This is a genomic window from Bacillus atrophaeus (assembly GCF_039519175.1).
In the GTDB taxonomy this organism is placed as follows: Bacteria; Bacillota; Bacilli; order Bacillales; family Bacillaceae; genus Bacillus; species Bacillus atrophaeus.
Genome location: NZ_CP154443.1, coordinates 4,064,702 through 4,090,103, shown reverse-complemented (window position 1 = coordinate 4,090,103; position 25,402 = coordinate 4,064,702). Strand labels below are relative to the sequence as shown.

General features: G+C 43.8%; 28 protein-coding genes. 25 read left to right on the top strand and 3 right to left on the bottom strand.

Going from position 1 to position 25,402, the window contains the following annotated elements; all coding sequences use genetic code 11:
• The first annotated feature begins 57 nt into the window (after positions 1-57).
• The 13 genes from AAHT65_RS20655 (at position 58) to AAHT65_RS20595 (ending at position 13,379) form a co-directional block, all read left to right on the top strand.
• Positions 58-1,119 (top strand): AI-2E family transporter, encoded by a 1,062-nt coding sequence (locus AAHT65_RS20655; RefSeq protein WP_094232495.1) that lies wholly within the window; start codon positions 58-60, stop codon positions 1,117-1,119.
• Between the two features lie 337 nt (positions 1,120-1,456).
• A complete protein-coding gene (gene alaS / locus AAHT65_RS20650) occupies positions 1,457-4,093 on the top strand; it encodes an alanine--tRNA ligase (RefSeq protein ID WP_088117654.1) in 2,637 nt (878 codons plus the stop codon).
• A gap of 83 nt (positions 4,094-4,176) precedes the next feature.
• Positions 4,177-4,443 (top strand): IreB family regulatory phosphoprotein, encoded by a 267-nt coding sequence (locus AAHT65_RS20645; protein WP_003225903.1) that lies wholly within the window; start codon positions 4,177-4,179, stop codon positions 4,441-4,443.
• A 7-nt stretch (positions 4,444-4,450) separates the two neighbouring features.
• A complete protein-coding gene (gene ruvX / locus AAHT65_RS20640; protein ID WP_003325323.1) occupies positions 4,451-4,867 on the top strand; it encodes a Holliday junction resolvase RuvX in 417 nt (138 codons plus the stop codon).
• Between the two features lie 12 nt (positions 4,868-4,879).
• On the top strand, positions 4,880-5,161 hold the full coding sequence (locus AAHT65_RS20635; RefSeq protein ID WP_003325324.1) for a DUF1292 domain-containing protein: 282 nt from the start codon (positions 4,880-4,882) through the stop codon (positions 5,159-5,161).
• A 149-nt stretch (positions 5,162-5,310) separates the two neighbouring features.
• Entirely contained in the window at positions 5,311-6,414 is a 1,104-nt protein-coding gene (mltG, locus tag AAHT65_RS20630; protein WP_343310753.1) for an endolytic transglycosylase MltG, read from the top strand.
• A 151-nt stretch (positions 6,415-6,565) separates the two neighbouring features.
• The gene (locus tag AAHT65_RS20625) at positions 6,566-7,219 is read left to right on the top strand and encodes an O-methyltransferase (protein ID WP_010789318.1); all 654 of its coding nucleotides are present in this window, start codon (positions 6,566-6,568) and stop codon (positions 7,217-7,219) included.
• A gap of 5 nt (positions 7,220-7,224) precedes the next feature.
• Entirely contained in the window at positions 7,225-8,154 is a 930-nt protein-coding gene (locus AAHT65_RS20620; RefSeq protein ID WP_343311567.1) for a peptidase U32 family protein, read from the top strand.
• A 17-nt stretch (positions 8,155-8,171) separates the two neighbouring features.
• Positions 8,172-9,440, top strand: a complete 1,269-nt coding sequence (locus tag AAHT65_RS20615; protein WP_088117649.1) for a peptidase U32 family protein — start codon at positions 8,172-8,174, stop codon at positions 9,438-9,440.
• A gap of 6 nt (positions 9,441-9,446) precedes the next feature.
• A complete protein-coding gene (gene udk, locus AAHT65_RS20610) occupies positions 9,447-10,082 on the top strand; it encodes a uridine kinase (protein ID WP_003325330.1) in 636 nt (211 codons plus the stop codon).
• A gap of 248 nt (positions 10,083-10,330) precedes the next feature.
• Positions 10,331-10,807 carry a transcription elongation factor GreA gene (gene greA, locus AAHT65_RS20605; RefSeq protein WP_003325331.1) on the top strand — a complete coding sequence of 159 codons (477 nt, stop codon included), beginning with the start codon at positions 10,331-10,333 and terminating at the stop codon, positions 10,805-10,807.
• Positions 10,808-10,859: 52 nt separating this feature from the next.
• Complete coding sequence (locus tag AAHT65_RS20600) at positions 10,860-12,608, top strand: peptidoglycan D,D-transpeptidase FtsI family protein (protein ID WP_106270889.1); 1,749 nt, start codon at positions 10,860-10,862, stop codon at positions 12,606-12,608.
• A gap of 72 nt (positions 12,609-12,680) precedes the next feature.
• Positions 12,681-13,379 carry a YrrS family protein gene (locus tag AAHT65_RS20595; protein WP_010789315.1) on the top strand — a complete coding sequence of 233 codons (699 nt, stop codon included), beginning with the start codon at positions 12,681-12,683 and terminating at the stop codon, positions 13,377-13,379.
• 49 nt (positions 13,380-13,428) lie between these two features.
• Here the strand turns inward: AAHT65_RS20595 and AAHT65_RS20590 are convergent, their stop codons facing one another.
• Positions 13,429-13,632 carry a YrzA family protein gene (locus AAHT65_RS20590; RefSeq protein WP_343310752.1) on the bottom strand — a complete coding sequence of 68 codons (204 nt, stop codon included), beginning with the start codon at positions 13,630-13,632 and terminating at the stop codon, positions 13,429-13,431.
• A 195-nt stretch (positions 13,633-13,827) separates the two neighbouring features.
• On the opposite strand from AAHT65_RS20590, the gene AAHT65_RS20585 reads away from it, so the two are divergent.
• The 5 genes from AAHT65_RS20585 to AAHT65_RS20565 all read left to right on the top strand — a co-directional run bounded on the left by AAHT65_RS20585 (position 13,828) and on the right by AAHT65_RS20565 (position 17,629).
• Positions 13,828-14,469 carry a class I SAM-dependent DNA methyltransferase gene (locus AAHT65_RS20585; RefSeq protein ID WP_010789314.1) on the top strand — a complete coding sequence of 214 codons (642 nt, stop codon included), beginning with the start codon at positions 13,828-13,830 and terminating at the stop codon, positions 14,467-14,469.
• A gap of 19 nt (positions 14,470-14,488) precedes the next feature.
• Complete coding sequence (mtnN, locus tag AAHT65_RS20580) at positions 14,489-15,184, top strand: 5'-methylthioadenosine/S-adenosylhomocysteine nucleosidase (protein WP_343310751.1); 696 nt, start codon at positions 14,489-14,491, stop codon at positions 15,182-15,184.
• Between the two features lie 62 nt (positions 15,185-15,246).
• The gene (locus AAHT65_RS20575) at positions 15,247-16,170 is read left to right on the top strand and encodes an O-acetylserine dependent cystathionine beta-synthase (RefSeq protein ID WP_343310750.1); all 924 of its coding nucleotides are present in this window, start codon (positions 15,247-15,249) and stop codon (positions 16,168-16,170) included.
• A 1-nt stretch (position 16,171) separates the two neighbouring features.
• Positions 16,172-17,311: a bifunctional cystathionine gamma-lyase/homocysteine desulfhydrase gene (locus AAHT65_RS20570; RefSeq protein ID WP_003325338.1), complete on the top strand. Its 1,140-nt coding sequence runs from the start codon at positions 16,172-16,174 to the stop codon at positions 17,309-17,311.
• Positions 17,312-17,398: 87 nt separating this feature from the next.
• A complete protein-coding gene (locus tag AAHT65_RS20565; protein WP_003325340.1) occupies positions 17,399-17,629 on the top strand; it encodes a YrhC family protein in 231 nt (76 codons plus the stop codon).
• A gap of 41 nt (positions 17,630-17,670) precedes the next feature.
• Here AAHT65_RS20565 and AAHT65_RS20560 read toward each other — a convergent pair whose 3' ends face one another.
• The gene (locus AAHT65_RS20560; RefSeq protein WP_003325341.1) at positions 17,671-18,150 is read right to left on the bottom strand and encodes a DUF1641 domain-containing protein; all 480 of its coding nucleotides are present in this window, start codon (positions 18,148-18,150) and stop codon (positions 17,671-17,673) included.
• A 20-nt stretch (positions 18,151-18,170) separates the two neighbouring features.
• Positions 18,171-21,113 (bottom strand): formate dehydrogenase subunit alpha, encoded by a 2,943-nt coding sequence (fdhF, locus tag AAHT65_RS20555; protein ID WP_106046793.1) that lies wholly within the window; start codon positions 21,111-21,113, stop codon positions 18,171-18,173.
• Positions 21,114-21,428: 315 nt separating this feature from the next.
• Between fdhF and AAHT65_RS20550 the strand changes: the two genes are divergently transcribed.
• The 7 genes from AAHT65_RS20550 (at position 21,429) to AAHT65_RS20520 (ending at position 25,391) form a co-directional block, all read left to right on the top strand.
• Positions 21,429-21,797: a DUF2294 domain-containing protein gene (locus AAHT65_RS20550; protein WP_343310749.1), complete on the top strand. Its 369-nt coding sequence runs from the start codon at positions 21,429-21,431 to the stop codon at positions 21,795-21,797.
• A gap of 266 nt (positions 21,798-22,063) precedes the next feature.
• Positions 22,064-22,864, top strand: coding sequence for a formate/nitrite transporter family protein (locus AAHT65_RS20545; RefSeq protein ID WP_003325345.1), 801 nt, complete (start codon positions 22,064-22,066; stop codon positions 22,862-22,864).
• A 160-nt stretch (positions 22,865-23,024) separates the two neighbouring features.
• Positions 23,025-23,147: a hypothetical protein gene (locus tag AAHT65_RS20540; protein WP_262982775.1), complete on the top strand. Its 123-nt coding sequence runs from the start codon at positions 23,025-23,027 to the stop codon at positions 23,145-23,147.
• 148 nt (positions 23,148-23,295) lie between these two features.
• Complete coding sequence (locus tag AAHT65_RS20535; protein ID WP_003325347.1) at positions 23,296-23,445, top strand: YrzI family small protein; 150 nt, start codon at positions 23,296-23,298, stop codon at positions 23,443-23,445.
• 176 nt (positions 23,446-23,621) lie between these two features.
• Positions 23,622-23,777: a hypothetical protein gene (locus AAHT65_RS20530; protein ID WP_010789309.1), complete on the top strand. Its 156-nt coding sequence runs from the start codon at positions 23,622-23,624 to the stop codon at positions 23,775-23,777.
• A gap of 210 nt (positions 23,778-23,987) precedes the next feature.
• Positions 23,988-24,563, top strand: coding sequence for a class I SAM-dependent methyltransferase (locus AAHT65_RS20525; protein ID WP_088117643.1), 576 nt, complete (start codon positions 23,988-23,990; stop codon positions 24,561-24,563).
• A gap of 258 nt (positions 24,564-24,821) precedes the next feature.
• On the top strand, positions 24,822-25,391 hold the full coding sequence (locus AAHT65_RS20520) for a TetR/AcrR family transcriptional regulator (protein ID WP_003325349.1): 570 nt from the start codon (positions 24,822-24,824) through the stop codon (positions 25,389-25,391).
• Positions 25,392-25,402 lie beyond the last annotated feature (11 nt).

The following is a 25,402-nucleotide window of genomic DNA, read 5'->3' as shown; positions in this document are numbered from 1 at the left end:
CTTGGGAAGGGAATAATTCGGCCCATTCGTCAAAAGATAAGAGGGAGGTGATGGGTGATGATGCAAAAACCGCTGCGGCTTTTAATTTGGGCGGCTGTTTGTTTGCTTGTATTGTTGATAGTATATGTATTCATCAAGCTTGAAATGCTATGGGCGCCATTTTGTCTTGTCGTAAAATCTATTTTGATACCGCTTATAATCGCCATTTTTATTTCTTATCTATTACTCCCTATTATTGAATGGCTTCATAGATCAGGCCTTCCGAGAACACTGAGCCTGCTGATTATTTATCTGCTTTTTTTCGGCGGGATCGGTTATGGGTTGTATAAAGGGGTCCCGGTTTTGATTGAACAGCTTACCGATCTGTCAGAGAGCATTCCCGGGATTGCTGAGACTTATGACGGATTGTTATTGAAACTTCATGACCATACCGACGAATGGCCGGACGGCATACACAGCCGAATGGACCGGTTTATTCAGCGGACGGAGGAATTTGTCGCCAAAACGATAGAAGGGACGATAAGGAGCATCCGATTTGTCTTTGATTATATTCTCATTGCGGCCACGATTCCTTTTCTCGTCTTTTATATGGTAAAGGATATTGATCTCATGAAAAAAACCGTCTGGTATTTAACGCCAAAATCTTGGAGAAAAAGAGGCAGTGCTTTTTTGCGGGATGTGGATGATTCTCTGGGTGATTATATTCGCGGACAGCTGCTGGTCTGTTTTTTAATCGGTTTGGGAGCCGGGGTGTCGTTCTGGTTTTTTGATCTGCCGTATCCGCTAATCCTGGGACTTATTATTGGGCTTACAAATGTCATCCCTTATTTCGGGCCTGTTATCGGAGCGGTCCCTGCGCTGTTGATTGCGATGGCTGTCTCGGCGAAAGCTGTGATTACCGTCGTCATCACCATTTTGATATTGCAGTTTTTAGAAGGCAATATTCTCAGCCCGCTGATTGTCGGCCGAAGCCTTAAGATGCATCCCGTTGTGATCATGCTTGCGCTTCTTGCCGGAGGAGAGCTGGCGGGCATCATCGGTATGATCGTTGCGGTGCCCGCCGCGGCTGTGCTGAAGGTGATGATGATCCATTTTTTGCGGATGAGGACGGAGCATTGACATCGGAAGCCTGCTTGTCTATAATTTCGAGTAGAATACATACGAATCTCGAGTGACGGATCTGAGTACGACGAAGCCCTGTTAAAGAGAGAAGCTCCATTTGCTGAAAGGAGCTTTAACAGAAGATCGGAGGAAGCTAATCCTGAGTGCAGTTAAAAGCTGCCGCAAGTCCTGCGTTACAGGATCAAAGGTGACGGGGAATATTCATTTTTTCTCCGTAATCAGGGTGGTACCGCGAGACAGCTCTCGTCCCTGTGTGAACGTGTTGTTTGCATAGGGAGGGAGCTTTTTTGTTGTCGCTGAAGAGAATTTCGATTTCAATAGAGGAGGACATATAATGAAACACTTAACTTCTGCTGAAGTGCGTCAAATGTTTTTAGATTTCTTTAAGGAAAAAGGCCATGCGGTTGAACCGAGCGCGTCATTAGTGCCGCATGAAGATCCTTCATTGCTATGGATTAACAGCGGGGTAGCAACTTTGAAAAAATATTTTGACGGAAGAGTTGTGCCGGAAAACCCGAGAATTGTTAACGCGCAAAAATCAATCCGCACAAACGATATTGAAAATGTCGGGAAAACAGCCCGCCACCACACATTCTTTGAAATGCTCGGCAATTTTTCCATCGGAGATTATTTTAAAGAAGAAGCCATCACTTGGGCGTGGGAGTTTTTGACAAGTGAGAAGTGGATCGGTTTCGACGAAGAGCTTCTTTCTGTGACAGTTCACCCAGAAGATGATGAAGCGTATGAGCTGTGGGCGAAAAAAATCGGTGTTCCGGAGGAGAGAATCATCCGTCTGGAAGGGAACTTCTGGGATATCGGAGAAGGCCCGAGCGGACCAAATACCGAAATTTTCTACGACCGCGGCGAAGCGTATGGTAACGATCCGGCTGACCCTGAGCTGTACCCGGGCGGAGAAAATGACCGCTATCTTGAGGTGTGGAACCTCGTTTTCTCTGAATTTAACCATAATCCGGACGGCACGTACACACCGCTGCCGAAGAAGAACATTGATACCGGCATGGGGCTTGAACGAATGGTGTCTGTCATCCAGAATGTACCGACAAACTTTGATACTGACTTATTTATGCCGATCATCAAGGCGACTGAAACGATTTCCGGTGAGGCGTATGGCCAAGATGACGTAAAGAACACTGCGTTTAAAGTGATCGCCGACCATATCAGAACAGTTGCCTTTGCGGTAAGTGACGGAGCGCTTCCATCTAATGAAGGACGAGGATATGTGCTGAGAAGACTTCTCCGGCGGGCTGTGCGCTATGCCAAAACGATCAATATCAACCGCCCGTTCATGTATGACCTGGTTCCGGTAGTCGCTGAAATCATGGTGGACTTCTATCCTGAGGTTAAAGAGAAGGAAGAATTCATCGCTAAAGTGATCAAAACTGAGGAAGAACGTTTCCACGAAACTTTAAATGAAGGGCTTGCGATCTTGTCAGAAATGATTAAGAAAGAAAAAGACAAAGGCAGCAGCCTCATCTCTGGCACAGATGTCTTCAAACTTTATGATACGTACGGATTCCCGGTCGAGTTAACTGAAGAATACGCGGAAGACGAGCAAATGAAAGTTGACCATAAAGGCTTTGAAGAAGAAATGGAAAAGCAGCGCGCTCGGGCCCGAAACGCTCGCCAAGATGTCGGAAGCATGCAGGTGCAAGGCGGAGCTTTACGCGATGTGACAGTTGAAAGCACGTTTGTCGGCTATACAAATACAAAGTCTGACTCAAGTGTTGTTGAGCTTCTGCAAGACGGTGAATTAATTGAAGAGGCTCATGAAGGCGAAACCATTCAAATTCTTCTAAACGAAACACCTTTTTATGCAGAAAGCGGCGGTCAAATCGGCGATAAAGGCTATTTGAGAAGCGCTCAGGCTGTTGTAAGAATTACAGACGTGCAAAAAGCGCCGAACGGGCAGAATGTGCATGAAGGCCTTGTTGAAAGCGGAACGCTTCAAAAAGGAATGCACGTGACAGCGGAAGTAGAAGACCATATGAGAAGCGGCGTTATTAAAAACCATACAGCCACTCACCTTTTGCATCAGGCGCTTAAAGATGTATTAGGCACACATGTCAACCAGGCGGGATCACTCGTAACTGAAAACCGCCTCCGCTTTGACTTCTCACACTTCGGACAGGTGACGAAAGAAGAGCTGGAGCGGATTGAAGTGATCGTAAATGAAAAGATCTGGGAGAGCATTCCTGTCAGCATTGATTTAAAACCGATCAACGAAGCGAAAGAAATGGGCGCCATGGCTTTATTCGGCGAAAAATACGGAGATATCGTGCGTGTCGTTCAAGTTGGCGGTTACAGTCTTGAGCTTTGCGGCGGCTGCCATGTCAAAAACACCGCTGAAATCGGCTTGTTTAAAATTGTGTCTGAATCCGGAATCGGTGCGGGAACAAGACGGATTGAAGCTGTCACGGGGCAGGGCGCTTACCTTGAGATGAACAGCCAAATCGGACTATTGAAACAAGTAGCCGGGGAATTGAAGACAAATGTGAAAGATGTGCCAAAACGCGTCGCTGCACTTCAGGCTGACCTGAAAGAGGCACAGAGAGAAAATGAATCCCTTCTTGCGAAATTAGGAAACGCAGAAGCAGGCGCAATTCTTTCTAACGTAAAAGACATCAGCGGCGTAAAGGTTCTTGCTGAAAAGGTGAACGCCAAAGATATGAATCATTTGCGCACAATGGTGGATGAGCTAAAAGCGAAGCTCGGTTCAGCGGTTGTTGTGCTAGGCGCGGTTCAAAATGATAAAGTGAATATTTCAGCAGGCGTCACAAAAGATCTGATTGACAAAGGCCTTCATGCAGGAAAGCTTGTGAAACAAGCGGCAGAAATGTGCGGAGGCGGCGGAGGCGGCCGTCCTGATATGGCTCAGGCGGGCGGAAAGCAGCCTGAAAAACTGCAAGACGCATTAACTTCTGTGGAAGAATGGGTGAAATCCGTTTTATAATTCGTTTATGTAGTGTAGAATGATGGTAAGATAAGGACTCAGGCTGAACTTTGCCTGCGAATTTGGGAAAGAGGTGCAAAACGGTGAGCTCGTTTGATAAAACGATGAAATTTAATTTCTCCGATGATTCTGCCGAAACAAACGTAAATGAGGTGCTGATTACGGTCTATGACGCGCTTCAGGAAAAAGGCTATAATCCCATCAATCAGATTGTCGGATACTTGCTGTCAGGTGATCCCGCTTATATTCCAAGGCATCGTGACGCTCGTAATTTAATTCGCAAGCTTGAAAGAGACGAATTAATCGAGGAATTGGTAAAGTCATACTTAGAACAGCATAAAGAGGCGTAAACTACACATGAGAATATTAGGGCTTGATTTGGGAACGAAAACACTTGGCGTTGCGCTGAGCGATGAAATGGGCTGGACCGCTCAGGGCATTGAAACGATAAAGATTAATGAGGCGGAAGGCGATTATGGATTGCCCCGTTTATCAGAACTGACAAAAGACCATACTATAGATAAAATCGTGCTGGGCTTTCCGAAGAATATGAACGGAACTGTCGGTCCGAGAGGCGAAGCCAGCCAAACATTTGCGAAACTGCTTGAAACAACGTACAATGTTCCTGTTGTGCTGTGGGACGAGCGTCTTACCACAATGGCGGCTGAAAAAATGCTGATTGCTGCTGATGTCAGCAGACAAAAACGAAAAAAAGTCATTGATAAAATGGCGGCTGTGATGATTCTTCAGGGATATCTGGACAGCTTAAACTAAGAGGTGAAAAAAATGGAACATGGCGAAAAACAAATTACAATTGTAGATGATCAAGGTAACGAACAGCTTTGCGAAGTGCTGTTCACATTTGAAAACGACGAATTCGGAAAATCTTACGTTCTTTACTACCCGATCGCTTCTGAAGGTGAGGAAGAAATCGAAATTCACGCTTCAAGCTTCACGCCAAACGCGGACGGAGAAGACGGCGAATTAACACCGATCGAAACCGATGAAGAGTGGGATATGATCGAAGAAACATTAAACACGTTTCTTGCTGAAGAGGACGAAGAGTAAAAAAGCGAAAAGGCCGGGGCTTACACATGAGCTCTGGCCTTTCGTTTTCTTTCGAAAAAGTGAAGCTGCCGATCGGCGGCTTTTTTTTGTAATAAATTGCCGAAAGTACTTGAATCATGTAGTATAAGAGCTGATGGGAGGAGACCTGTATGTATATCAATCAGCCAAAAAAACCATTTCTCAAAAGAATAACAGCCGACAATAAAAAAAGAACGATTGCGCTGGCCTCCATTATTGTGTTTGTTTTAGTCATAGGCGGAGCATTCTTATATGGGAAATCACTGCTGGAGCCAGTCAAAAAAGGCAGTAAAACAACAGTGAATGTCAATATTCCAAGCGGATCATCCGTATCTGCCATTGCCGATATATTAAAAGAAAATAATGTGATTAAAAGCGAGAAGGCTTTTCAATATTATGTGAAATATAAAGGCGCCTCCGGCTTTCAAGCGGGATATTACCATTTAACCAAAGGAATGGATTTGAACACCATTATCAAAAAGCTTACAAACGGAGGAACAAATTACGCGTTTCAAATTACTGTTCCTGAAGGTAAACAGCTCACGCAGATTGCATCGGCAATCGCTAAGGAAACGAAATACTCGGAAAAAGACATTATCGCTAAACTGGATGACCAAACATTTATCAGCAAGCTGAAAAAACAATATCCTGACACGATTACAGATGATGTTTCAAATAATGACATTAAGCATCCTCTGGAAGGGTATCTGTTCCCTGCTACATATCCATTTACAGATCCGGATGCGTCTCTTGAAGACATTATCACGGCGATGATTAAGCAAACAAACTCATATGTGGAGACGTACAAATCTAAGTTGGAGAAGAAGAAGCTCTCCATCCACGACGCACTCACAATGGCTTCTCTTATAGAAGAAGAAGCGACGGCGAAAGTGGACCGCCACAAAATCGCAAGCGTCTTTTATAACCGGCTTGAAAAAGACATGCCGCTTCAAACGGACCCGACCGTTTTATATGCAGCCGGCAAGCATAAAGACCGTGTGTTTTATAAAGATCTAAAAATAGATTCGCCTTATAATACGTATAAAAATAAAGGGCTGCCGCCCGGACCGATTGCCAATGCGGGCGAATCTTCCTGGGATGCGGCGCTCAACCCGGACAAAACCGATTATCTTTACTTTTTGGCCAAATCAAATGGTGAAGTCGTATTCACCAAAACATTAAAAGAACATAACAAAGCGAAAGAAAAGTATATTACAAATAAAGACAGTGAATAAGGGGAGGGCAAAAGCTCTCCTTTTATTCGCATTCCGTAAGGTTTTATGGTAAAATATATCGGGTTGTTTACTTATGTATAAATGTTGAGTTCAGAGAGTGCCCGGTGAAAAGCCAGGGGCACTCCTTTTTAGGACGGGGAGGCAATTTGTCGTGAATGACCGGTATGAACAAATAAATGACTATATAGAAGCGTTGCTGAAGCCTCAGCCGGATAAAGTAAGAAAGCTCGAAACATATGCGGATGAACATCATGTTCCGATTATGGAGCAAGCAGGCATGGAAGTGCTGCTTCAAATCTTGTCTGTGAAACAGGCGAAAAAAATATTGGAAATCGGAACGGCAATCGGGTATTCCGCCATTCGTATGGCACTCGAACTGCCAGAAGCCGAAATATATACAATTGAGCGACATGAAAAAAGACATGGAGAAGCCTTGAACAATGTAAGGGACTTTCAGCTGGAGGATCGGATTCATTTGTTTTACGGAGATGCGCTAGAACTGGCAGATGAAGTTCGTCCGGCGGCGCCGTATGACGTGATATTTATCGACGCGGCAAAAGGCCAGTACAAAAACTTTTTTCATCTATATGAACCGATGCTTGCGCCGGACGGGGTGATTATAACAGACAATGTGCTGTTTAAAGGTCTGGTTGCGGAGGATTACAGCAAAATCGAACCAAAGAGAAGGCGTCAGCTGATCTCAAAAATTGATCATTACAATCAATGGCTGATGGACCACCCTGACTATCAAACAGCAATTATACCCGTCGGGGACGGACTGGCCATTAGTAAAAAGAAGAGGTGAACGTGATGAAAACACCGGAGCTTTTGGTGACACCCACAAATACAGCGGATATTTTGCCGCTCATTCAAGCTGGAGCGACAGCGTTTTTAGTTGGAGAACAGAGATACGGCCTGAGATTGGCGGGCGAATTCACTAGAGAAGATATTCAAACGGCCGTCAATATCGCCCATAAAGAAGGGGCAAAGGTATATGCGGCGGTAAACGGTTTATTTCACAATGACAAAGTGGCAGAACTAGGTGACTACCTCGCTTTCTTATCTGAAGCGGGCGTTGATGCCGCGGTGTTCGGCGATCCGGCCGTCCTCATGGCTGCGAGAGAATCAGCACCGGAGTTGAAGCTTCACTGGAGTACAGAGACTACGGGAACCAATTATTATACATGCAATTATTGGGGACGAAAAGGTGCGGTCCGCGCGGTGCTGGCTAAGGAATTAAATATGGACAGCATTGTGGAAATTAAAGAAAACGCCGAAGTTGAGATTGAAATTCAGGTCCACGGCATGACATGCATGTTCCAATCAAAGCGTTCATTAGTCGGCAATTACTTTGAATACCAAGGCAAGGTTATGGATATTGAAGGAAAGAAAAAAGAAACCGGCCTGTTTTTGCATGATAAGGAACGTCACAACAAATATCCAATTTTTGAAGATGAAAACGGAACACATATCATGAGCCCGAACGATGTATGCATCATTGACGAACTGGAAGAGCTGATCGATGCCGGCGTTGACTCTTTCAAAATCGACGGGGTATTAAAATCCTCTGAATATTTGATTGAAGTGACACGGATGTACAGAGAAGCGATTGATTTATGCATCGAAAAACGTGACGAATATGAAGATAAAAAAGAAGGCTGGATTGAACGGATCGAATGCATACAGCCTGTTAACAGAAGCATAGATACCGGATTTTTCTTCAAAGAAACGGTTTATTAATAAAAGGGGGTTAAGCTATGAATGCCGTAAATGATAAGATTTCCGAAATTGTGAATGGTAAGCGCGTGATTACGAAAAAGCCCGAGCTTCTCGCTCCTGCTGGCAACCTTGAAAAGCTTAAGATCGCTGTCCATTACGGTGCGGACGCGGTATTTATCGGAGGCCGGGAATACGGGCTGCGCTCAAATGCTGACAATTTTTCATTGGAAGAAATCGCTGAAGGCGTAGAGTTTGCAAAAAAATACGGTGCGAAAATCTACGTAACAACCAATATTTTTGCCCATAATGAAAACATAGACGGCCTTGATGAATATTTAAAAGGTTTAGGAGAAGCCGGGGTTGCGGGTATCATCGTAGCGGATCCGCTCATTATCGAAACCTGCCGCAGAGTCGCTCCTCATGTAGAAGTTCATTTAAGTACGCAGCAGTCTCTTTCAAACTGGAAAGCTGTGCAGTTCTGGAAGGAAGAGGGGCTTGACCGTGTTGTGTTGGCACGTGAGACAAGCGCGATTGAAATCAGAGAAATGAAAGAGAAAGTTGATATCGAAATCGAATCTTTCATCCACGGCGCTATGTGTATTGCGTACTCCGGACGCTGTGTATTGAGCAATCACATGACGGCAAGAGATTCAAACCGCGGAGGCTGCTGCCAGTCATGCCGCTGGGATTATGATTTATATCAAACTGACGGCGCGAACGCGGTTGCTTTATATGATGAGGAAGATGCTCCGTTTGCCATGAGCCCTAAGGATTTAAAACTAATCGAGTCCATTCCGCAAATGATCGAAATGGGCATTGACAGCTTAAAAATCGAAGGCCGGATGAAATCCATTCACTATGTGGCGACAGTCGTCAGCGTGTACCGCAAAGTAATTGACGCGTACTGCGCTGATCCGGAGAACTTTGTCATTCAAGACGAATGGCTGACTGAACTTGATAAATGCGCCAACAGGGACACGGCGACAGCCTTTTTTGAAGGAACACCGGGTTATGAGGAGCAAATGTTCGGCGAGCACGGAAAGAAAACGACATATGACTTTGTCGGCTTGGTACTCGACTATGATGAAGAAACAAAAATGGTCACGCTCCAACAGCGCAATTTCTTCAAACAGGGAGATGAAGTGGAATTCTTCGGCCCTGAAATTGAAAACTTTACACACAAAATAGAAAACATTTGGGACGAAGACGGAAATGAGCTTGACGCTGCCCGCCATCCCCTTCAAATTGTCAAATTTAAACTGGACAAAACGATTTATCCGAGCAACATGATGAGAAAGGGGAAGTAATCACTAATGGGTAAGAATCCTGTAGTCATTGGAATCGCAGGAGGTTCTGGTTCAGGAAAAACGAGTGTCACGCGATCTATCTATGAACAGTTCAAAGGCCACTCGATTTTAATGATCCAGCAAGACCTTTATTATAAAGACCAAAGCCATCTTCCGTTTGAAGAAAGGCTGAACACAAACTACGATCATCCGCTTGCGTTTGATAATGACTATTTGATCGAGCATATTCAAGAGCTATTGAATTACCGTCCGATTGAAAAGCCGATTTACGATTACAAGCTTCATACACGGTCAGAAGAAACCGTTTCGGTAGACCCGAAAGATGTCATTATCCTAGAAGGCATTCTCGTACTAGAGGATAAAAGGCTTCGAGATTTAATGGACATCAAGCTTTACGTGGACACGGACGCCGACCTCCGAATTATCAGACGGATGCTGAGGGATATTAAGGAGCGGGGCCGTTCCATTGATTCTGTCATCGAGCAATATATTTCCGTTGTAAGGCCGATGCACAACCAATTCGTAGAACCGACGAAACGCTACGCCGACATTATTATCCCTGAAGGCGGACAAAACCACGTTGCAATTGATCTGATGGTCACGAAAATACAAACTATTCTTGAACAAAACGCAATTTTGTAATACCATAGCATAGACATAAACAACTCTGACCATATTATGTATAGACTGGAAGGGAATGTGTGATTCCCTTCTTTCCCTGTTTATAAACGCGAAATATTTGCAGAAGCTCATGATTCAGTTTAAGATAAACAGTACCAATATGGGAGAGAAGAACGAGGACTGCCTGTGTTCTCATTCTTGTATTTTTCAGTTTATGCTCTCATACATAATCGATAATGTTGAGGGACATCCAGAAGGAGTGAAGGGACATGGCACAAGAAAAAGTTTTTCCAATGACAGAAGAAGGAAAACAAAAACTTGAACAAGAATTAGAGTATTTGAAAACGGTTAAACGCAAAGAAGTAGTCGAGCGTATCAAAATAGCGAGAAGTTTCGGAGACCTTTCTGAGAACTCTGAGTACGACTCAGCGAAAGAAGAGCAGGCATTCGTGGAAGGGCGCGTCACCACTCTTGAAAATATGATCCGCAATGCAAAAATCATCGAGGATGACGGCGGCAATTCAAACATTGTCGGTTTAGGTAAAACCGTTACATTCATCGAACTTCCTGACGGCGATGAAGAATCTTATACCATTGTCGGAAGCGCTGAAGCGGACCCGTTTGAAGGGAAAATTTCAAACGATTCTCCGATTGCAAAAAGTTTGATAGGCAAACAAGTAGGCGATCAAGTGACCGTGCAGACACCAGGCGGCGAAATGCTAGTGAAAATTGTGAAAATTTCATAATATCCGTTTAACAATGAAACACCTCGTCCACAATGTGGGGGAGGTGTTTTTTATGAACGTATCTAAAAGAATGAAGCGGGTTGTGGTTTGTTTTCTTATTGTATTTTTTCTTCTTCTTGTAAGACTCGCGGAAATTCAGTTGTTTTTCACAGAATCTTTTTCAAAGCTGAACATTAACCTGATTCAGGAGAGCGTGAACCAACGAACGGAAGAAGTTCTGATTTCTGACGGCAGGGGTTCTTTTCTGGATCGGAATGGCGAGGCGTTAACCGGCAAGAAACAGCCGGCGATCGTCTTATTTCCTTTCCTTATTACGCAGGATTGGCCGATCAAGAAAGCCGCCGATATTCTCGGCATTTCCCAAGATGAGCTTCAACACGAACTGAAACAGGCAAAAAAACCAGTCATTTTAAGTAAAAGGACAATAAAAGATCTTTCTAAACAATCTGTCAAACAAATCAATTCTTTGAAATATCCCGGCATTTACGGCGTATATATGGAAGAGGACGATAAACCAAGCCTTGCCTCCCATACCATAGGAATGACCAATCAGGACCCGTCGCTGCTCAGGAGTAAATATCCCGATAAAAATGACCTGCCGATTCAAACCAAAATCGGCACTACAGGCTTGGAACGGACCTTTGATGAATTTTTGCTTCCGGAAAAAGACACCAAGCTTTTGTATCATGTGGATGGAAAGGGAAACCCTTTGTTCGGTATGGACGTCAAATATACAGCGGAAGCCAATTCGTTTTATCCGCTGCAAGTCAAAACAACACTAGATCAGGACATCCAACAGGCAATGGAAGATATTGTTGACAAACAAGGTCTGAAAAAAGGGGGAGCGGTCCTGCTCGATATCGAAAAAAGCAGTGTATTGGGGATGGTAAGCAGACCGAATGCTGACGTATCAAAGCAAAGCACACTGCAAAATTACATGCTGAATCCGATCTATCCGGGGTCCGTGTTCAAAACAGTTATCGCCGCAGCAGCGATTGAACGTGATGCAGTCAAACCGAATCAAACTTTTAACTGCAACCTCAATCTGTACGGCGAGCCGGGTGATGACAAAGGCAGCCTCACCTTTGACGAAAGCTTTGCCCAAAGCTGTAATTACACATTTACCAGTCTGGCCGAGGAGCTTATGAAGAAAGACGAAACAGTTATTGAAGACATGTCTGAAAAGCTTGCGCTGACAGATCGTGCCGGCTGGGAAGGGAAACTGTACCACGAATCAGATTTTCGCCAATTTTATAATGAACAAAGCGGCGTAATATGGGGGGATCAAAAGGATAAAGCTGTGAAAAAGGCCATTGCCCAGACTGCAATCGGGCAAAAAAATGTAAAAGTCACTCCGCTCGAAGTCGCCAATATGATGGCAACCATCGCCCGCGGCGGTGAAAAAAAACAAGTGAAAATCGCCGATCACATTGAATATAAAAATGGGACCACCATGGTGAATTTTAAAGACCAAAAGATAGGCGGAAAAACGATTGACCGATATACGGCACAGCAGCTTCAAAAAGTGCTCCGGCAAGTCGTCACGTCTGAGTCAGGCACAGGCAGAAGGTTTCAGGATCTGCCTTATGAAGTAGCGGGGAAATCAGGTACGGCACAGACAGGAAAGATGTCAAAGGATAAAAAAACGCTTTATCAAAAGTGGTTTGCCGGCTATTTTCCAGCGGAGCATCCTAAATACGCTTTGGTTGTTTTGCACATGGACACGCCGGGAGATAAGGCTCTGACAAATGCAGTGTTTTATGATATTGTTAAAAAAGTACATGAAAATGAAATAAACTAGACATAGAAGAACGTCTCAGCCCATGTTAAAATATATGCTGAGCCAAGAGGGATATAAAGGAGTGCAGAATTATTGAGCAATCATAAACAATCTCGATTCGAAAACCGTGATAAGCGCAGAAAAGCAAATTTGGTGCTTAACATTTTAATCGCAGTCGTTTCTATTCTTATTGTAGTAGTGGCGATTAACCTCTTCATTAACAGTCCTTCAACCAATGATGTTGCTAAGGATACTGAAACGAGCCAGACAAAGAAATCTCCTGCATCAGGAAAGACGGAAAAAAAATCAGATGAAGATATAAAAGACAGTAAAAAAGATACATCTGACAGTGACAAAGATTCCGATTCAAAACAAGATGATTCATCGAAAAGTGATGATTCCGATTCGAAAAAAGACTCCGACACGGACTCGGACCAAACAACAGATGACCCATTTAAAGATGCAACAGTAACAGAAGGCGGTTCATCCGGCAACGTGGAAAAAACGATCGTAAACAAAGACTGGAAGGCAGTCGGAACAGAGCAGTCCGGAGAACATACAGCAACATATGACTCTTCTTCACAAGACTGGTCTGAAATGCTCAAAGCCATTTCTTACGCCACAGGGGTTTCAAAGGATCAGATGACGGTGCTGTGGCTTGGCAATAACGGAAGCCCTCAGGATGCAAAAGGAAAAATTCTGGACAAAACGAGCGGCGCTAAATATCAAGTAACGATTACGTGGGAAGATAAAAAAGGCTGGAAGCCGACAAAAGTAGAGAAATTAAAATAAACGAAAAGCAGCTGGATGATGTCTCAGCTGCTTTTTTGTTCTCGAAATCTCACGTCTCAGCTGCAAAGTGTACAACTGCGCTATAATAAATTCTGTCATCCACTACCGCGCTTTGGTGAGAGACAGAGCGCACCCGAAGCAAGATCGCCTGATTGTTTTCGATTTGGGTATTGATTTTCTTTTCAAGCTCCTGTAATGAAGCGGCTTCAAAAAACTCTACTTTATCTTTGATCAGATCCAATTGAAAATTCATCTTAACAGACCCTCCAGCTTTTACAAGATCATATGAAAGTATAAACGGTTCGCTTCATTCAAGCAATATATTTTAATTATCATTACCTGAGATATTTTAGTACCTTCTTCAAAAAAGATATGGTAATATAGGAACTGTTCCATCGATAATTCATACTATGCTTATAGGAATTATAAAATATGGAGAGTGAAGAAAATGGGCCGTGAATTTATTCCTTTATTTGAGGATTGGGCAGCTACCTACGACCAAACCGCAAGCGGATTTGATATTGAATATAAAGAAGCCTTCAGAGGCTACGAGCAGATTCTTAATGGCATTGTCACCCGTTCCGGGTCACACGTTTTAGAATTTGGCCCGGGCACAGGAAACTTAACAGCCAAATTGCTAGAGGCAGGAAAAACAGTATTTGGTGTCGAACCGTCTCCGGCGATGAGGAAATTAGCGGCTGACAAGCTGTCAGGCCAATCTCTCATTGTTGACGGTGATTTTTTAGATTTTCCTGAACCGCCCTTTGCTGTCAATACGATTGTCAGCTCGTATGCTTTTCACCATTTAACAGACGAAGAAAAACGGACGGCTGTAAAGCTTTATGGCAAATACCTTAAAAGGCATGATAAAATAGTGTTTGCCGATACCGTCTTTGAACATACTGATGCTTATAAGCAGGCTATCCAAAACGCCCGCCATCAAGGTTATCATCATTTGGCACAGGATTTGGAGACGGAGTATTATCCAACACTTGATACGTTGAAAGAGATTTTTTCAGCTGAAGGATTTGCCGTGCAATTCATTCAGCAAAACGATTTTGTTTGGATATTGGAGGCGATCAAACGGTAAAGTGAAGGGAATGTTATAGATGAAACTAGCAGTCATCGGAGCAATGGAAGAAGAAGTAACCATTTTAAGAAGCAAGCTTGAAAATTCGAAACAAGAAACAATCGCGCATTGTGAATTTACAACAGGGCAATATGAAGGAATCGACGTTATTCTTTTAAAATCAGGAATCGGAAAAGTAAATGCTGCGATCAGCACAACGCTTCTTCTTGATCGTTATAAGCCCGATTACGTGATTAACACAGGCTCAGCAGGCGGATTTCATCATACACTGAATGTAGGAGACGTGGTCATTTCAACAGACGTGCGCCACCATGATGTCGATGTCACCGCTTTTGATTATGAATACGGCCAGGTTCCAGGGCTTCCGGCCGCCTATCTTGCAGATGAAAAACTGATAAATATCACAGAGGAAGCCGCTTCAGAACTGAACGGCATTCAAGTCGCAAAAGGAACAATAGCTACGGGCGATTCTTTCATGAACGATCCTAAGCGGGTGGAAGCGGTACGCGCCATATTCACTGATTTATATGCGGTTGAAATGGAAGCTGCTGCAGTGGCTCAAGTTTGCCATCAATTCACAACGCCATTTGTTGTCATCAGAGCTTTATCAGATATAGCAGGAAAAGAGTCGGATGTATCATTTGATCAATTTTTAGATCAGGCTGCCCGTCACTCAACAGATCTGGTTTTAAAAGTAATTAAACGAATTCATTAAACGGGGGAGCGTTCTCCTCCGTTTTCCCTAAAAACGAACCTCTTTAAAGGAGGAGGACATACATGAATGTCATAACGGACATAACTGAGCTGATTGGAAAGACTCCGCTGCTCCGGCTGACAAACTTTCATGTCCCGGAGGGTGTTGCGGTTTATGCCAAGCTTGAAATGATGAATCCGGGCGGAAGCATTAAAGACAGACTCGGGGACATGCTGATTCAAGAGGCGCTTGCTTCGGGCAGAGTTCAGCCCGGAGGCGTCATTATCGAAGCCACAGCCGGCAATACGGGCATCGGACTTGCTCTCAATGCCAGAAAACACGGATTGCGCGCTATTTTTTGCGTGCCGGAGCATTTCAGTATCGAAAAACAAAAGATTATGCAGGCGCTCGGAGCAAAAATCGTCCATACACCGAAAAAAGACGGAATGCAGGGCGCGATTGAGAAAGCCATTTTGCTGGAGAAGGAAATTGAAAATTCCTATTGCGTTTTGCAATTTAAAAACCGAGTAAATCCATTGACTTACTATAAAACTCTAGGGCCTGAATTATGGGAAGCCCTTGACGGCAATATTCATACCTTTGTTGCCGGAGCAGGCTCAGGCGGCACTTTTGCAGGAACGGCCGCCTTCTTAAAAGAAAAAAATGCTGACATAAAAACGGTGATCGTCGAACCGGAAGGCTCCATTTTAAATGGCGGAGAGCCTCACGTCCATAAGACGGAAGGCATCGGAATGGAATTTATCCCTGATTATATGGATAAAAGCCATTTTGATGCAATTTACACGGTGACAGACGAAAATGCGTTTTCATTCGTTAAAGAAGCGGCGGAAAAAGAAGGCCTGCTGATCGGAAGCTCATCAGGAGCAGCGCTTTTTGCAGCCTTGGAAGAAGCAAAGCGGGCGCCGGCCGGCACAAACATTGTCACTATATTTCCTGACAGCAGTGATCGTTATATCAGTAAAAACATTTTCGGAGGAGGAATATAATATGAAGAAAAAAACATTGATGATTCATGGCGGGATTACTGGTGATGAAAAAACAGGCGCGGTTTCGGTGCCGATTTATCAGGTGAGCACTTACAAGCAGCCAAAGGCAGGGCAGCATACGGGTTATGAGTATTCCAGAACTGCCAATCCGACAAGGACGGCTCTGGAAACCCTTATTGCCGATCTTGAAGGCGGTGAGGCGGGCTATGCGTTCAGCTCAGGAATGGCAGCCATCAGCGCCGTTATGATGCTGTTTAACAGCGGAGATCATGTCGTCTTGACAGATGATGTCTACGGCGGAACGTACCGGGTGATGACAAAGGTGCTGAACCGTCTTGGCATCGAATCTACATTCGTTGATACAAGCAGCAGAGAAGAAGTGGAAAAAGCCATCAGGCCGAATACAAAAGCCATTTATATCGAGACGCCGACAAACCCGTTATTAAAAGTCACAAACCTCTCACTCATCGCCGATATCGCCAAGCAGGCAGGGGTTTTATTCATTGTGGATAATACATTCTACACTCCGTACTTCCAGCAGCCGCTCCAATTCGGCGCTGATATTGTACTCCACAGTGCGACAAAATATCTCGGCGGCCACAGTGATGTAGTCGGAGGTTTAGTCGTGACGGCATCGAAGGAGCTTGGGGAAGAATTGCATTTTGTGCAAAACTCCACCGGCGGCGTGCTCGGGCCTCAGGATTCATGGCTACTCATGCGGGGCATCAAAACGCTGGGGCTCAGAATGGAAGCAACAGACCAAAATGCACGTAAGATTGCAGACTTTCTTGAGAATCATCCCGCTGTTCACACATTGTATTATCCGGGATCTTCTAACCATCCGGGCCATGAGCTTGCCAAAGCGCAAGGTTCAGGTTTTGGCGGAATGATTTCCTTTGACATCGGAAGTGATGAGCAAGTAGATGCCTTTTTAGGGAAACTGAAGCTGTTTACCATTGCAGAAAGCTTAGGGGCGGTTGAAAGCTTAATTTCTGTTCCGGCCAGAATGACTCATGCCTCTATTCCGCGGGAGCGCCGCCTTGAACTTGGCATCACAGACGGGCTTGTCAGAATTTCAGTCGGTATAGAAGACGCGGAAGATTTATTAGCAGATTTGGAGCAAGCCCTCGCTTCTATATGATAAGGAATGGATAGATTTACATTCTCTGTCGCCTGTCAGGATATATTATAATATTCATATACTATGAATATGGCAGGTGACGCTTTTATGGATAAGAAAAGAATGAAATCTTTGAAAGAGGACTACAAGCATTTTGCGTTTACCTTGCTTGCAGTCAGCACTTTTTTATATATAGGCGCGGTTCTTCCTGATCAAGGCTTGAGCTTAGCCCAAAAATCAATCATGATGATAACGGATTGCTTGTTTCTGACAGGCGCTTTCTTTTGCGTGAACCGTTCACTTATTTACAAAAAACGTATAGAACAAGCGGATGAATAAAAAAAGAGCCATTGTCTGTTTCAAGACAATGGCTCTTTTTGTTAGTCGCGCAATTCTTTTCCCATGCCCTTTAAAAATTGAAGGCCGAAGCCGACCGCACGATTAATATCCGGATCGTTCATCGCTTTTAACAGGTCAAGAACGCCTACCTTTTTATCTTCTTTTAAGAAGCTTTGCGCTTGCTCTGTACCTGCCAAGACACTCTCCAAGAGCTTCCCTGTAAAGGCAGGATCAGCTTTCGTTAAAGCCCCGCCTGCTGCCATCATCGTATTGATCAGATTTGTGACAGGCTCTCGAGAAACTTGACCGAGCGCGATTTTTGCGATTTCTTCCTTCGCTTGCAGCATGCTGTTTGCAGCATCAAACACGCCGAGGCTGTTAAGCTCTCCCATTAATTTCATCGTTTTAGAAACGGAATCTTCGTTTTCCGCAAGCAGTGCTTTTAGTTCTTCAAGTTTTTCAAGCTTTACTTGCTCCTCTGTTTTTGTTTCTTTTTGAATCGTTGAAATAGGTATGGCCATTATCGTTTTCCTCCTTTCTGTCAGTCTGTAAGATGGACATATCCGGGACGGTTCCATTTCCGTTCCGCTTCGACCCCATTTTGCGGATAGCGTTTTTTGTTCCGCGGATTGGTTTTTGGCAGCGGCGGAATCTCACATGAACCAAGCACTTCCATACGGACTTTGGTTTGCTTATAGGCTGGCGTGTGAGTGCGTGTATCGTATGCCGGACCAGTCAAAAAGTTAATGGCCGAATCTTTGTCTGTTGAATTCATCGGAAGATACAATTCATTCGAACGAACACGGTCTGTGATCAGCGCATTTAATTTTACCGCGCCATAAGGCGAAACAAGCCGCACCATTGTACCGTCGCAAACCCCGCGTTCTTTTGCAAGCTCAGGGGAAATTTCAACAAATACATCCGGAACTTTCGATTGGATTCCTTTTGATTTATTAGTCATATTTCCCTCGTGGAAATGCTCAAGCATCCGCCCATTGTTAATGTGAAGGTCGTATTCTGCAGGGAATACTGCCGGTTCCACCCAATCGGCCAGCGCAAAGCGGGCTTTTTTATCAGGGAAGTTAAACCCATCTTCATAAAGAAGCGGTGTGCTTTCGCCTGTGAAGCTGCCCCATAGGAAGCTGTTCCAGCCCTCAAGGACATCATAGCTTGCTTTTCCAAACAACGGAGAAAGGCTTGCCATTTCTGAGAAAATGTCGCTCGGATGACTGTAGTTCCAGTTAGCGCCTAAACGATTTGCAACCTCTTGAATGATCCACCAGTCCGGTTTCGCCTCACCAAGCGTCGGAAGTGCTTGATACAGTCTTTGTACACGGCGTTCAGTATTTGTAAAGGTTCCCTCTTTTTCAAGAGAAGGAGCGGCAGGTAATACAACATCAGCGTATTGTGCCGTTCTTGAAAGAAAAATGTCCTGTACAACAAAGAAATCAAGGCTAGACAGAATGTCATGGACATGATTGGCGTTTGAATCCACAAGCGCCATATCTTCACCTACAAGATACATCGCTTTCATGCCGCCTTCTTCAATGGAATGAAGCATTTCAATATTATCAAGGCCAGGCTTGCCGTCAATGGTTACGCCGTAAGCTTCTTCAAATTTTGCGCGCGCCTCATCGTCTGTAATGTGCTGATAACCCGGCAGCCATCCCGGCAGCGTGCCCATGTCACAGGCTCCTTGTACATTGTTATGGCCGCGAAGAGGATATGCGCCAGCGCCCGGACGTCGGTAATTGCCTGTAGCGAGAAGCATGTTTGAAATGGCTGCGGATGTGTCGGAGCCGCCTGTGTTTTGGGTAACGCCCATTCCCCATAGAACACAAGTGCCGTCTGCATCGCGAATCATTTCAGCAATTTGGATGATCTTCTCTTTCGAAAGGCCTGTAATGCTTTCCGCGTATTCAAGTGTATATTTTTCTAAAGTTTGCTTATAATCTTCAAAGAAGTTTACGTTCTCATCAATAAATGCTTGATCGTGCCAGCCTTGGTCGATTATGTATTTTGTCACAGCCATTAACCACACTTGGTCTGTACCTTGCTGAGGGCTGATAAAGAGATCAGAGCGTTCTGCCATTTCGTTTTTGCGAAGATCGGCAACAATGAGTTTTTGGCCGTGAAGCTTGTGGGCCCGTTTCACGCGAGTGGCAAGCACCGGATGGCCTTCCGCCGGATTGGCGCCGACAATGATGACAAGACCGGCTTTTGCAATGTCTTGAATCGTTCCGGCATCGCCGCCCATGCCGACAGTGCGGAATAAACCGTCAGTCGCCGGAGATTGGCAGTAGCGGGAGCAATTGTCCACGTTATTGGTTTCAAAGACCTGACGCGCTAATTTTTGAATCACATAGTTATCTTCATTTGTAATTTTAGAAGAAGAAATAAATCCGACAGAGCCTTTCCCGTATTGCTCCTTAATGGCGCCGAGCCTGCTGGCGACAACATCAAGCGCTTCTTCCCAAGTTGACTCGACAAATGTTCCGTTCTTCCGGATTAAAGGTTTGGTAATACGCTCTTCTGAGTTGACGAAATCCCAGCCGAATTTTCCTTTGACACAAGTGGAAATGGCGTTGACCGGTGCGTCAGAAACAGGCTGGATTTTTAATATATCCCGTCCTTTTGTCCAAACCTCAAACGAACATCCGACACCGCAGAACGTGCAGACGGTTTTCGTTTTTTTCGTCCGTGTGTCGCGCATGGCGGCCTCCACTTCAGAGATGGCGAAGATGCTGCTGTATCCTGGTTCAACATTTTTGACAAGATCAACCATCGGCTCCATGACATCTTCTTTAATGCCTGTCATAAAACCTGCTTGGCCGAGCATTGATTTCTCCATAAGTGCGTTACAAGGACACACGGTTACACATTGTCCGCAGCTGACGCATGAAGATTCATTAATCGCCACGCCTTGATCCCAAATGACCCGCGGGCGTTCCCGTTCCCAGTCAATAGATAGTGTTTCATTGACCTGGAGATTTTGGCAAACCTCTACGCATTGTCCGCAAGCAATACACTGGTTCGGATCGTAGCGGTAAAACGGATGTGACATATCAACCGCGCATGAAGGATCTTCTTTAGGCGTATAAGGATATTTTTGGTGTTCAATTCCCATCATCTCCGCCGTATTATGCAGCGTACAGTTGCCGTTGTTATTATCGCAAACCGTACAATAGAGCAAATGATTTTCAAGAAGACGGTCCATTGCTTCGGTCTGTGCTTCTTTCACTCGTTCCCCTGAAAGACTGACAGACATCCCGTTTTCAGCAACGGTCGAACAAGACCGCTTCAATTGTCCGTTTACTTCCACGATACAAGTATCACACGTTTGGATTGGATCTACTTCGGGAACATGGCAGATTTGAGGAATCTCAATCCCGTTTTGATTCAAAATGTCTAAAAGCTTAGTCCCCTCTGATGCTTGATATTCTGTGCCGTCTATATTGACGCTGATCGACTTTGCGTCCATCATATTCCCCTCCATCTTTCATAAGAAGTCAAAAAAAGCCATGCATAGATACACCGGTCCTGATCAAAATCAAAAGGCGGTATAAACACACATGGCGGAATAGTTCACTAGCAAGTCTTACTAATAGACCAATCCTGATTTTTATAAAATGATAGATTCATAACACGTTTCCTATTACAAATCCATCAACACTGCTTTTATTATAATGTGATATTTATTATAATACAATATGGCAGGAAAATTTTAACCTAGTGAAATGTAAAAACAGGGGACCGGGAAAATGCCTAATCAAAAGGCTTGAATCGGAAGGGGTAAAGGATGTCTAAAAAAATTCATGAATTTAACGATATCATTCGTAAGCTTAGAAAAGAATTATTCGGAAAAGGGCCTGAGCGAATTCATACTGTATTTGTGGAGCATATGGCAGTATCAACTCTTTATGGCAATTTGAGCGCCAGTGAACAGTTTATTGCCCGCACGCCGGAAGGAAAAGAAATGGTGCATGCGGCGCGCACGAGTCTTATTCAAGATCTTTATTCGAAACACACGCCTGAGGGGATGGAGGAACTGATCGGCGCAAAACTTGTCCATTTATTCTCAGACATTAAGATTGAGGAGAATATAGCAGTCTCTGTTTTTGTATTTGACCGAAAGATTGATGATCAAACAGAAGCGGTAAACAGCTGATTAAAATGTTGTTGACACGAAATTGTCACATTTGATATGATAATCGTACTACAGTCATATAAGGAAAAAGCAATGGAATGTATGCACGTTCTGTATATGTTCTATGTCAGAAACTTAATTCTGCTTGATATTGTTGTATGGGTATGCATACAAGTTAGGCGGCATTCAAAACTCCTGTGTTACACAGGTTATTTGAGTGCCGCCTTTTTTATTGCGATTCTTTTGTGCACTGTCAAAAATGAAGAGATAATGGAGGCGTTTTTAGTATGGCTTTTCGCAGACCGGATGAAATAGCAGATGCTGCGATCGAAGCAGGGGCAAAAAAAGTAAATCTTCCTATGCCGTCACTGCTTGTATTGGGATTTTTAGGAGGCGCGTTTATCGCTCTCGGCTATTTGCTTGATATCAGAGTGATCGGAGATCTTCCAAAAGAATGGGGAAGCCTGTCAAGCTTTCTGGGAGCTGCGGTGTTTCCCGTTGGATTAATACTTGTTGTTCTTGCGGGGGCTGAATTGATTACAGGAAATATGATGTCTGTGGCAATGGCCTTATTTTCAAAGAAAATTTCTGTATCACAGCTCGCGATCAACTGGATAATCGTGACATTGATGAATTTGGTCGGCGCTCTGTTTGTCGCTTATGTTTTCGGACATCTGATCGGTTTAACAGAAACAGGACCTTATGCAGTTAAAACCATTGCGGCCGCACAAGGAAAACTGGATTTATCTTTCGGCCAAGTTCTCATTTCCGGAATAGGGTGTAACTGGCTCGTCTGTCTTGCTGTATGGCTTTCTTTCGGCGCTGACGATGCTGTAGGAAAAATAGCAGGAATCTGGTTTCCGATAATGGCCTTTGTTGCAATTGGATTCCAGCACGTAGTCGCCAATATGTTTATCATTCCGGCCGCTATTTTTGCAGGCTCCTTTACGTGGACGCAATTTATTGGCAATCTGATCCCCGCCTTTATCGGCAATGTTATCGGGGGAGCGCTTTTCGTCGGACTTATTTATTTTATTGCTTATCAAAAAAAGGACCGCTCAACAAAAGAAATGAAGAAAGTGTCTTAAGCATATAAGGAGCCACGGCAGTCAAACATCTTGGCATAGGGACAAAGCCAGTGAATGAATGGCACAAATAAAGTCCATTTATTGAAAAAATTGTTTACAAAAAGGAATTTGATGGATATACTTACAAAGTAAGAAAAAAAAGCAAAGGAGGTTGAATCAAATGACAATGCTGAGATGGGAACCTATGCAAGGCGCAAGACATATTTATGCAGTTGATCATGATACATTCAGCCTGTGGAAGAGTACGTGTCCTTCCTTAACCGATGCTTATTGCACGTTTTAAACTCGGATTAATCGGACCATACGCTACTCCCCGCAGGAGAAGAAGCTTTATTGTCTTCTTTCGTCTGCGGTTTTGTTTTGCCCGCAGCAGAAGGATAGATGCCGCGGGTTATTTCGCTTTGTGCGAACACTGAAAGGGGGTGAGCGATATGACCATTAACCTTTTCTTTTTAACATTAACGATTAAAAAGCGACGTAAAAGTCTGGAAGAGTATGAACAGGAACAGCAGATTGAACGATTTTACAACGAAACGAAGGAAACCCAGCTGAAACACCTTTACTTGACCAATTGGCGCTAGGCGGGAAAGAAAAAAAACAAAAGGAGGAGATGGCACATGTTTAGAATTGAATTATTGATTCATTACACGATGGAGAAGGACCAGGTTTAGCTGGTGATATAAAGAGCCGCGGTCAATATCTTGCCATCCCGCATATGATAAAAAAGCAGTATCATTTTATCTAAGCAGGTGATGGCATGAACAACAATCAAAAGAGAATGCCTTCGATTGGGCATGGCTATGCTTCCATGCCGCACTCTTTTAAGCACGGTTATGGCAACCCGTACCGCCGGCAAAGGTTAGCGGCAATGCAGCAGCAGAGAATGTATATATCTCCATATTATTGGTATTAGAAAAGCGCGGAAAACATTGTTTTCTGCGCTTTTTTTTGTATTTGCACTTCTTTTGAAATACGAATGTTCACTTAGATCGAAACATTTCGATAAAAGTGACCGTCTAGTTGTTATCTTCATCAATGCTCAACCAAAAGTGATGAGATAGGAGAAGTTTTTATTATATAAAAATAGTAAATAGACCAATGAAACCAAAAGCGGGTGTTGCAAATGCTGCAAAATAGAATGAGAAAGCCTACTGCTGCTTTAAAGACGATTATGGCAAAATGCTTTGCACGTGAAAATACACGTAAAAAAATCATTCAATATATGATGATTGATTCTATAGATATACAGGAAAATGACCGAATTTTAGAAATTGGCACCGGAAGCGGTGAAGTTTTTAAAAAAATAACTGATAAATTAGACAAAGGAAGCCTGAAAAGCATTGAGCCTTCTAAAAGAAGAGTAAGGCGGGCGACTCTAAGGAATTCAGATGATTGCAAAAACGGACGCGGGGAAATCGTATATGGTAAACCGGAAAGCATTCCATTTGCAGACCGTACCTTTAATAAAGTGTTTTCTTTACATACGGTTCAATCGTGTACAGATGTAAAGCTGGCATTAAAAGAAATTTACCGGGTGCTGCAGGTTGACGGCCGTTTTTATATCAGCATAAGCGCGGCAGACAAACCGGCAGCAGGGTTAGACGAAAAGAAGATCATACAGTTATTGAGTGAACAATACTTTAGAGACATTTCTGTTACACGGCGTGATGATTATCTTTGCATTATCGCAGTTAAATAGAAAAAATTTCTTGGGAAATATTCCGAACTGCATTTCAGCATTCAGCTCTTTCTTCTGGGAGTATTGAGGGAGTGACCAGCAGGCGCCAGTTTGGGTATATTTCCTTAATTTGATAATATCTGTCCGTCATTTATATTAAAATAAGTTTTTTTCATATAGACTATAAGCAGAAGCAGACTTGATAGTGATCCAGATAAAACATTTTGTGAACAAGCGGAATGAATATTCATTCCGTAAATGGCGTATACGGAGGTTTCAATGACAACTGCACTTAATAAGTATGACATGATCTTGAAGGCGTCACTCTCTCTATTTACTGAAAGAGGCTTTGACGCCGCCACGATTCCTATGATAGCCAAAAGGGCTGATGTAGGAGCAGGCACTATTTATCGTTATTTTGACAGTAAAGAAACGCTTGTAAATGTATTGTATCAAGAAAGCGTGCAGCGCTTCACAAAAAAAGTGAGGAAGGATTTTTCAAGCATCCCGGTACGGGAAGGTTTTGAACACATTTTTTATTGCTTAATCGATTTTACAAAAGAAAGCGAGTATGCGTTATTCTTTCTGGAAACAAAGAAGAATTCACATTATTTAAATCAAACAAGCAGGCAGCTTCTTGATCAGCTGCTTCATATGCTGGATGACTTTTTTAAACGTGGAAAAAGTGAAGGCGTGATTCGTTCCTTGCCGTCGAATGTTTTAATAGCAATTGTTCTCGGGGCTTTTCTTAATATATATCAGTTAGTGCAAGCGGGTGATGTAGAGATAAACGCTGAACTGATCACTGAGTTGGAGCAATGCTGCTGGGACGCTATTAAACTTCACTGATTTTCTGCGAA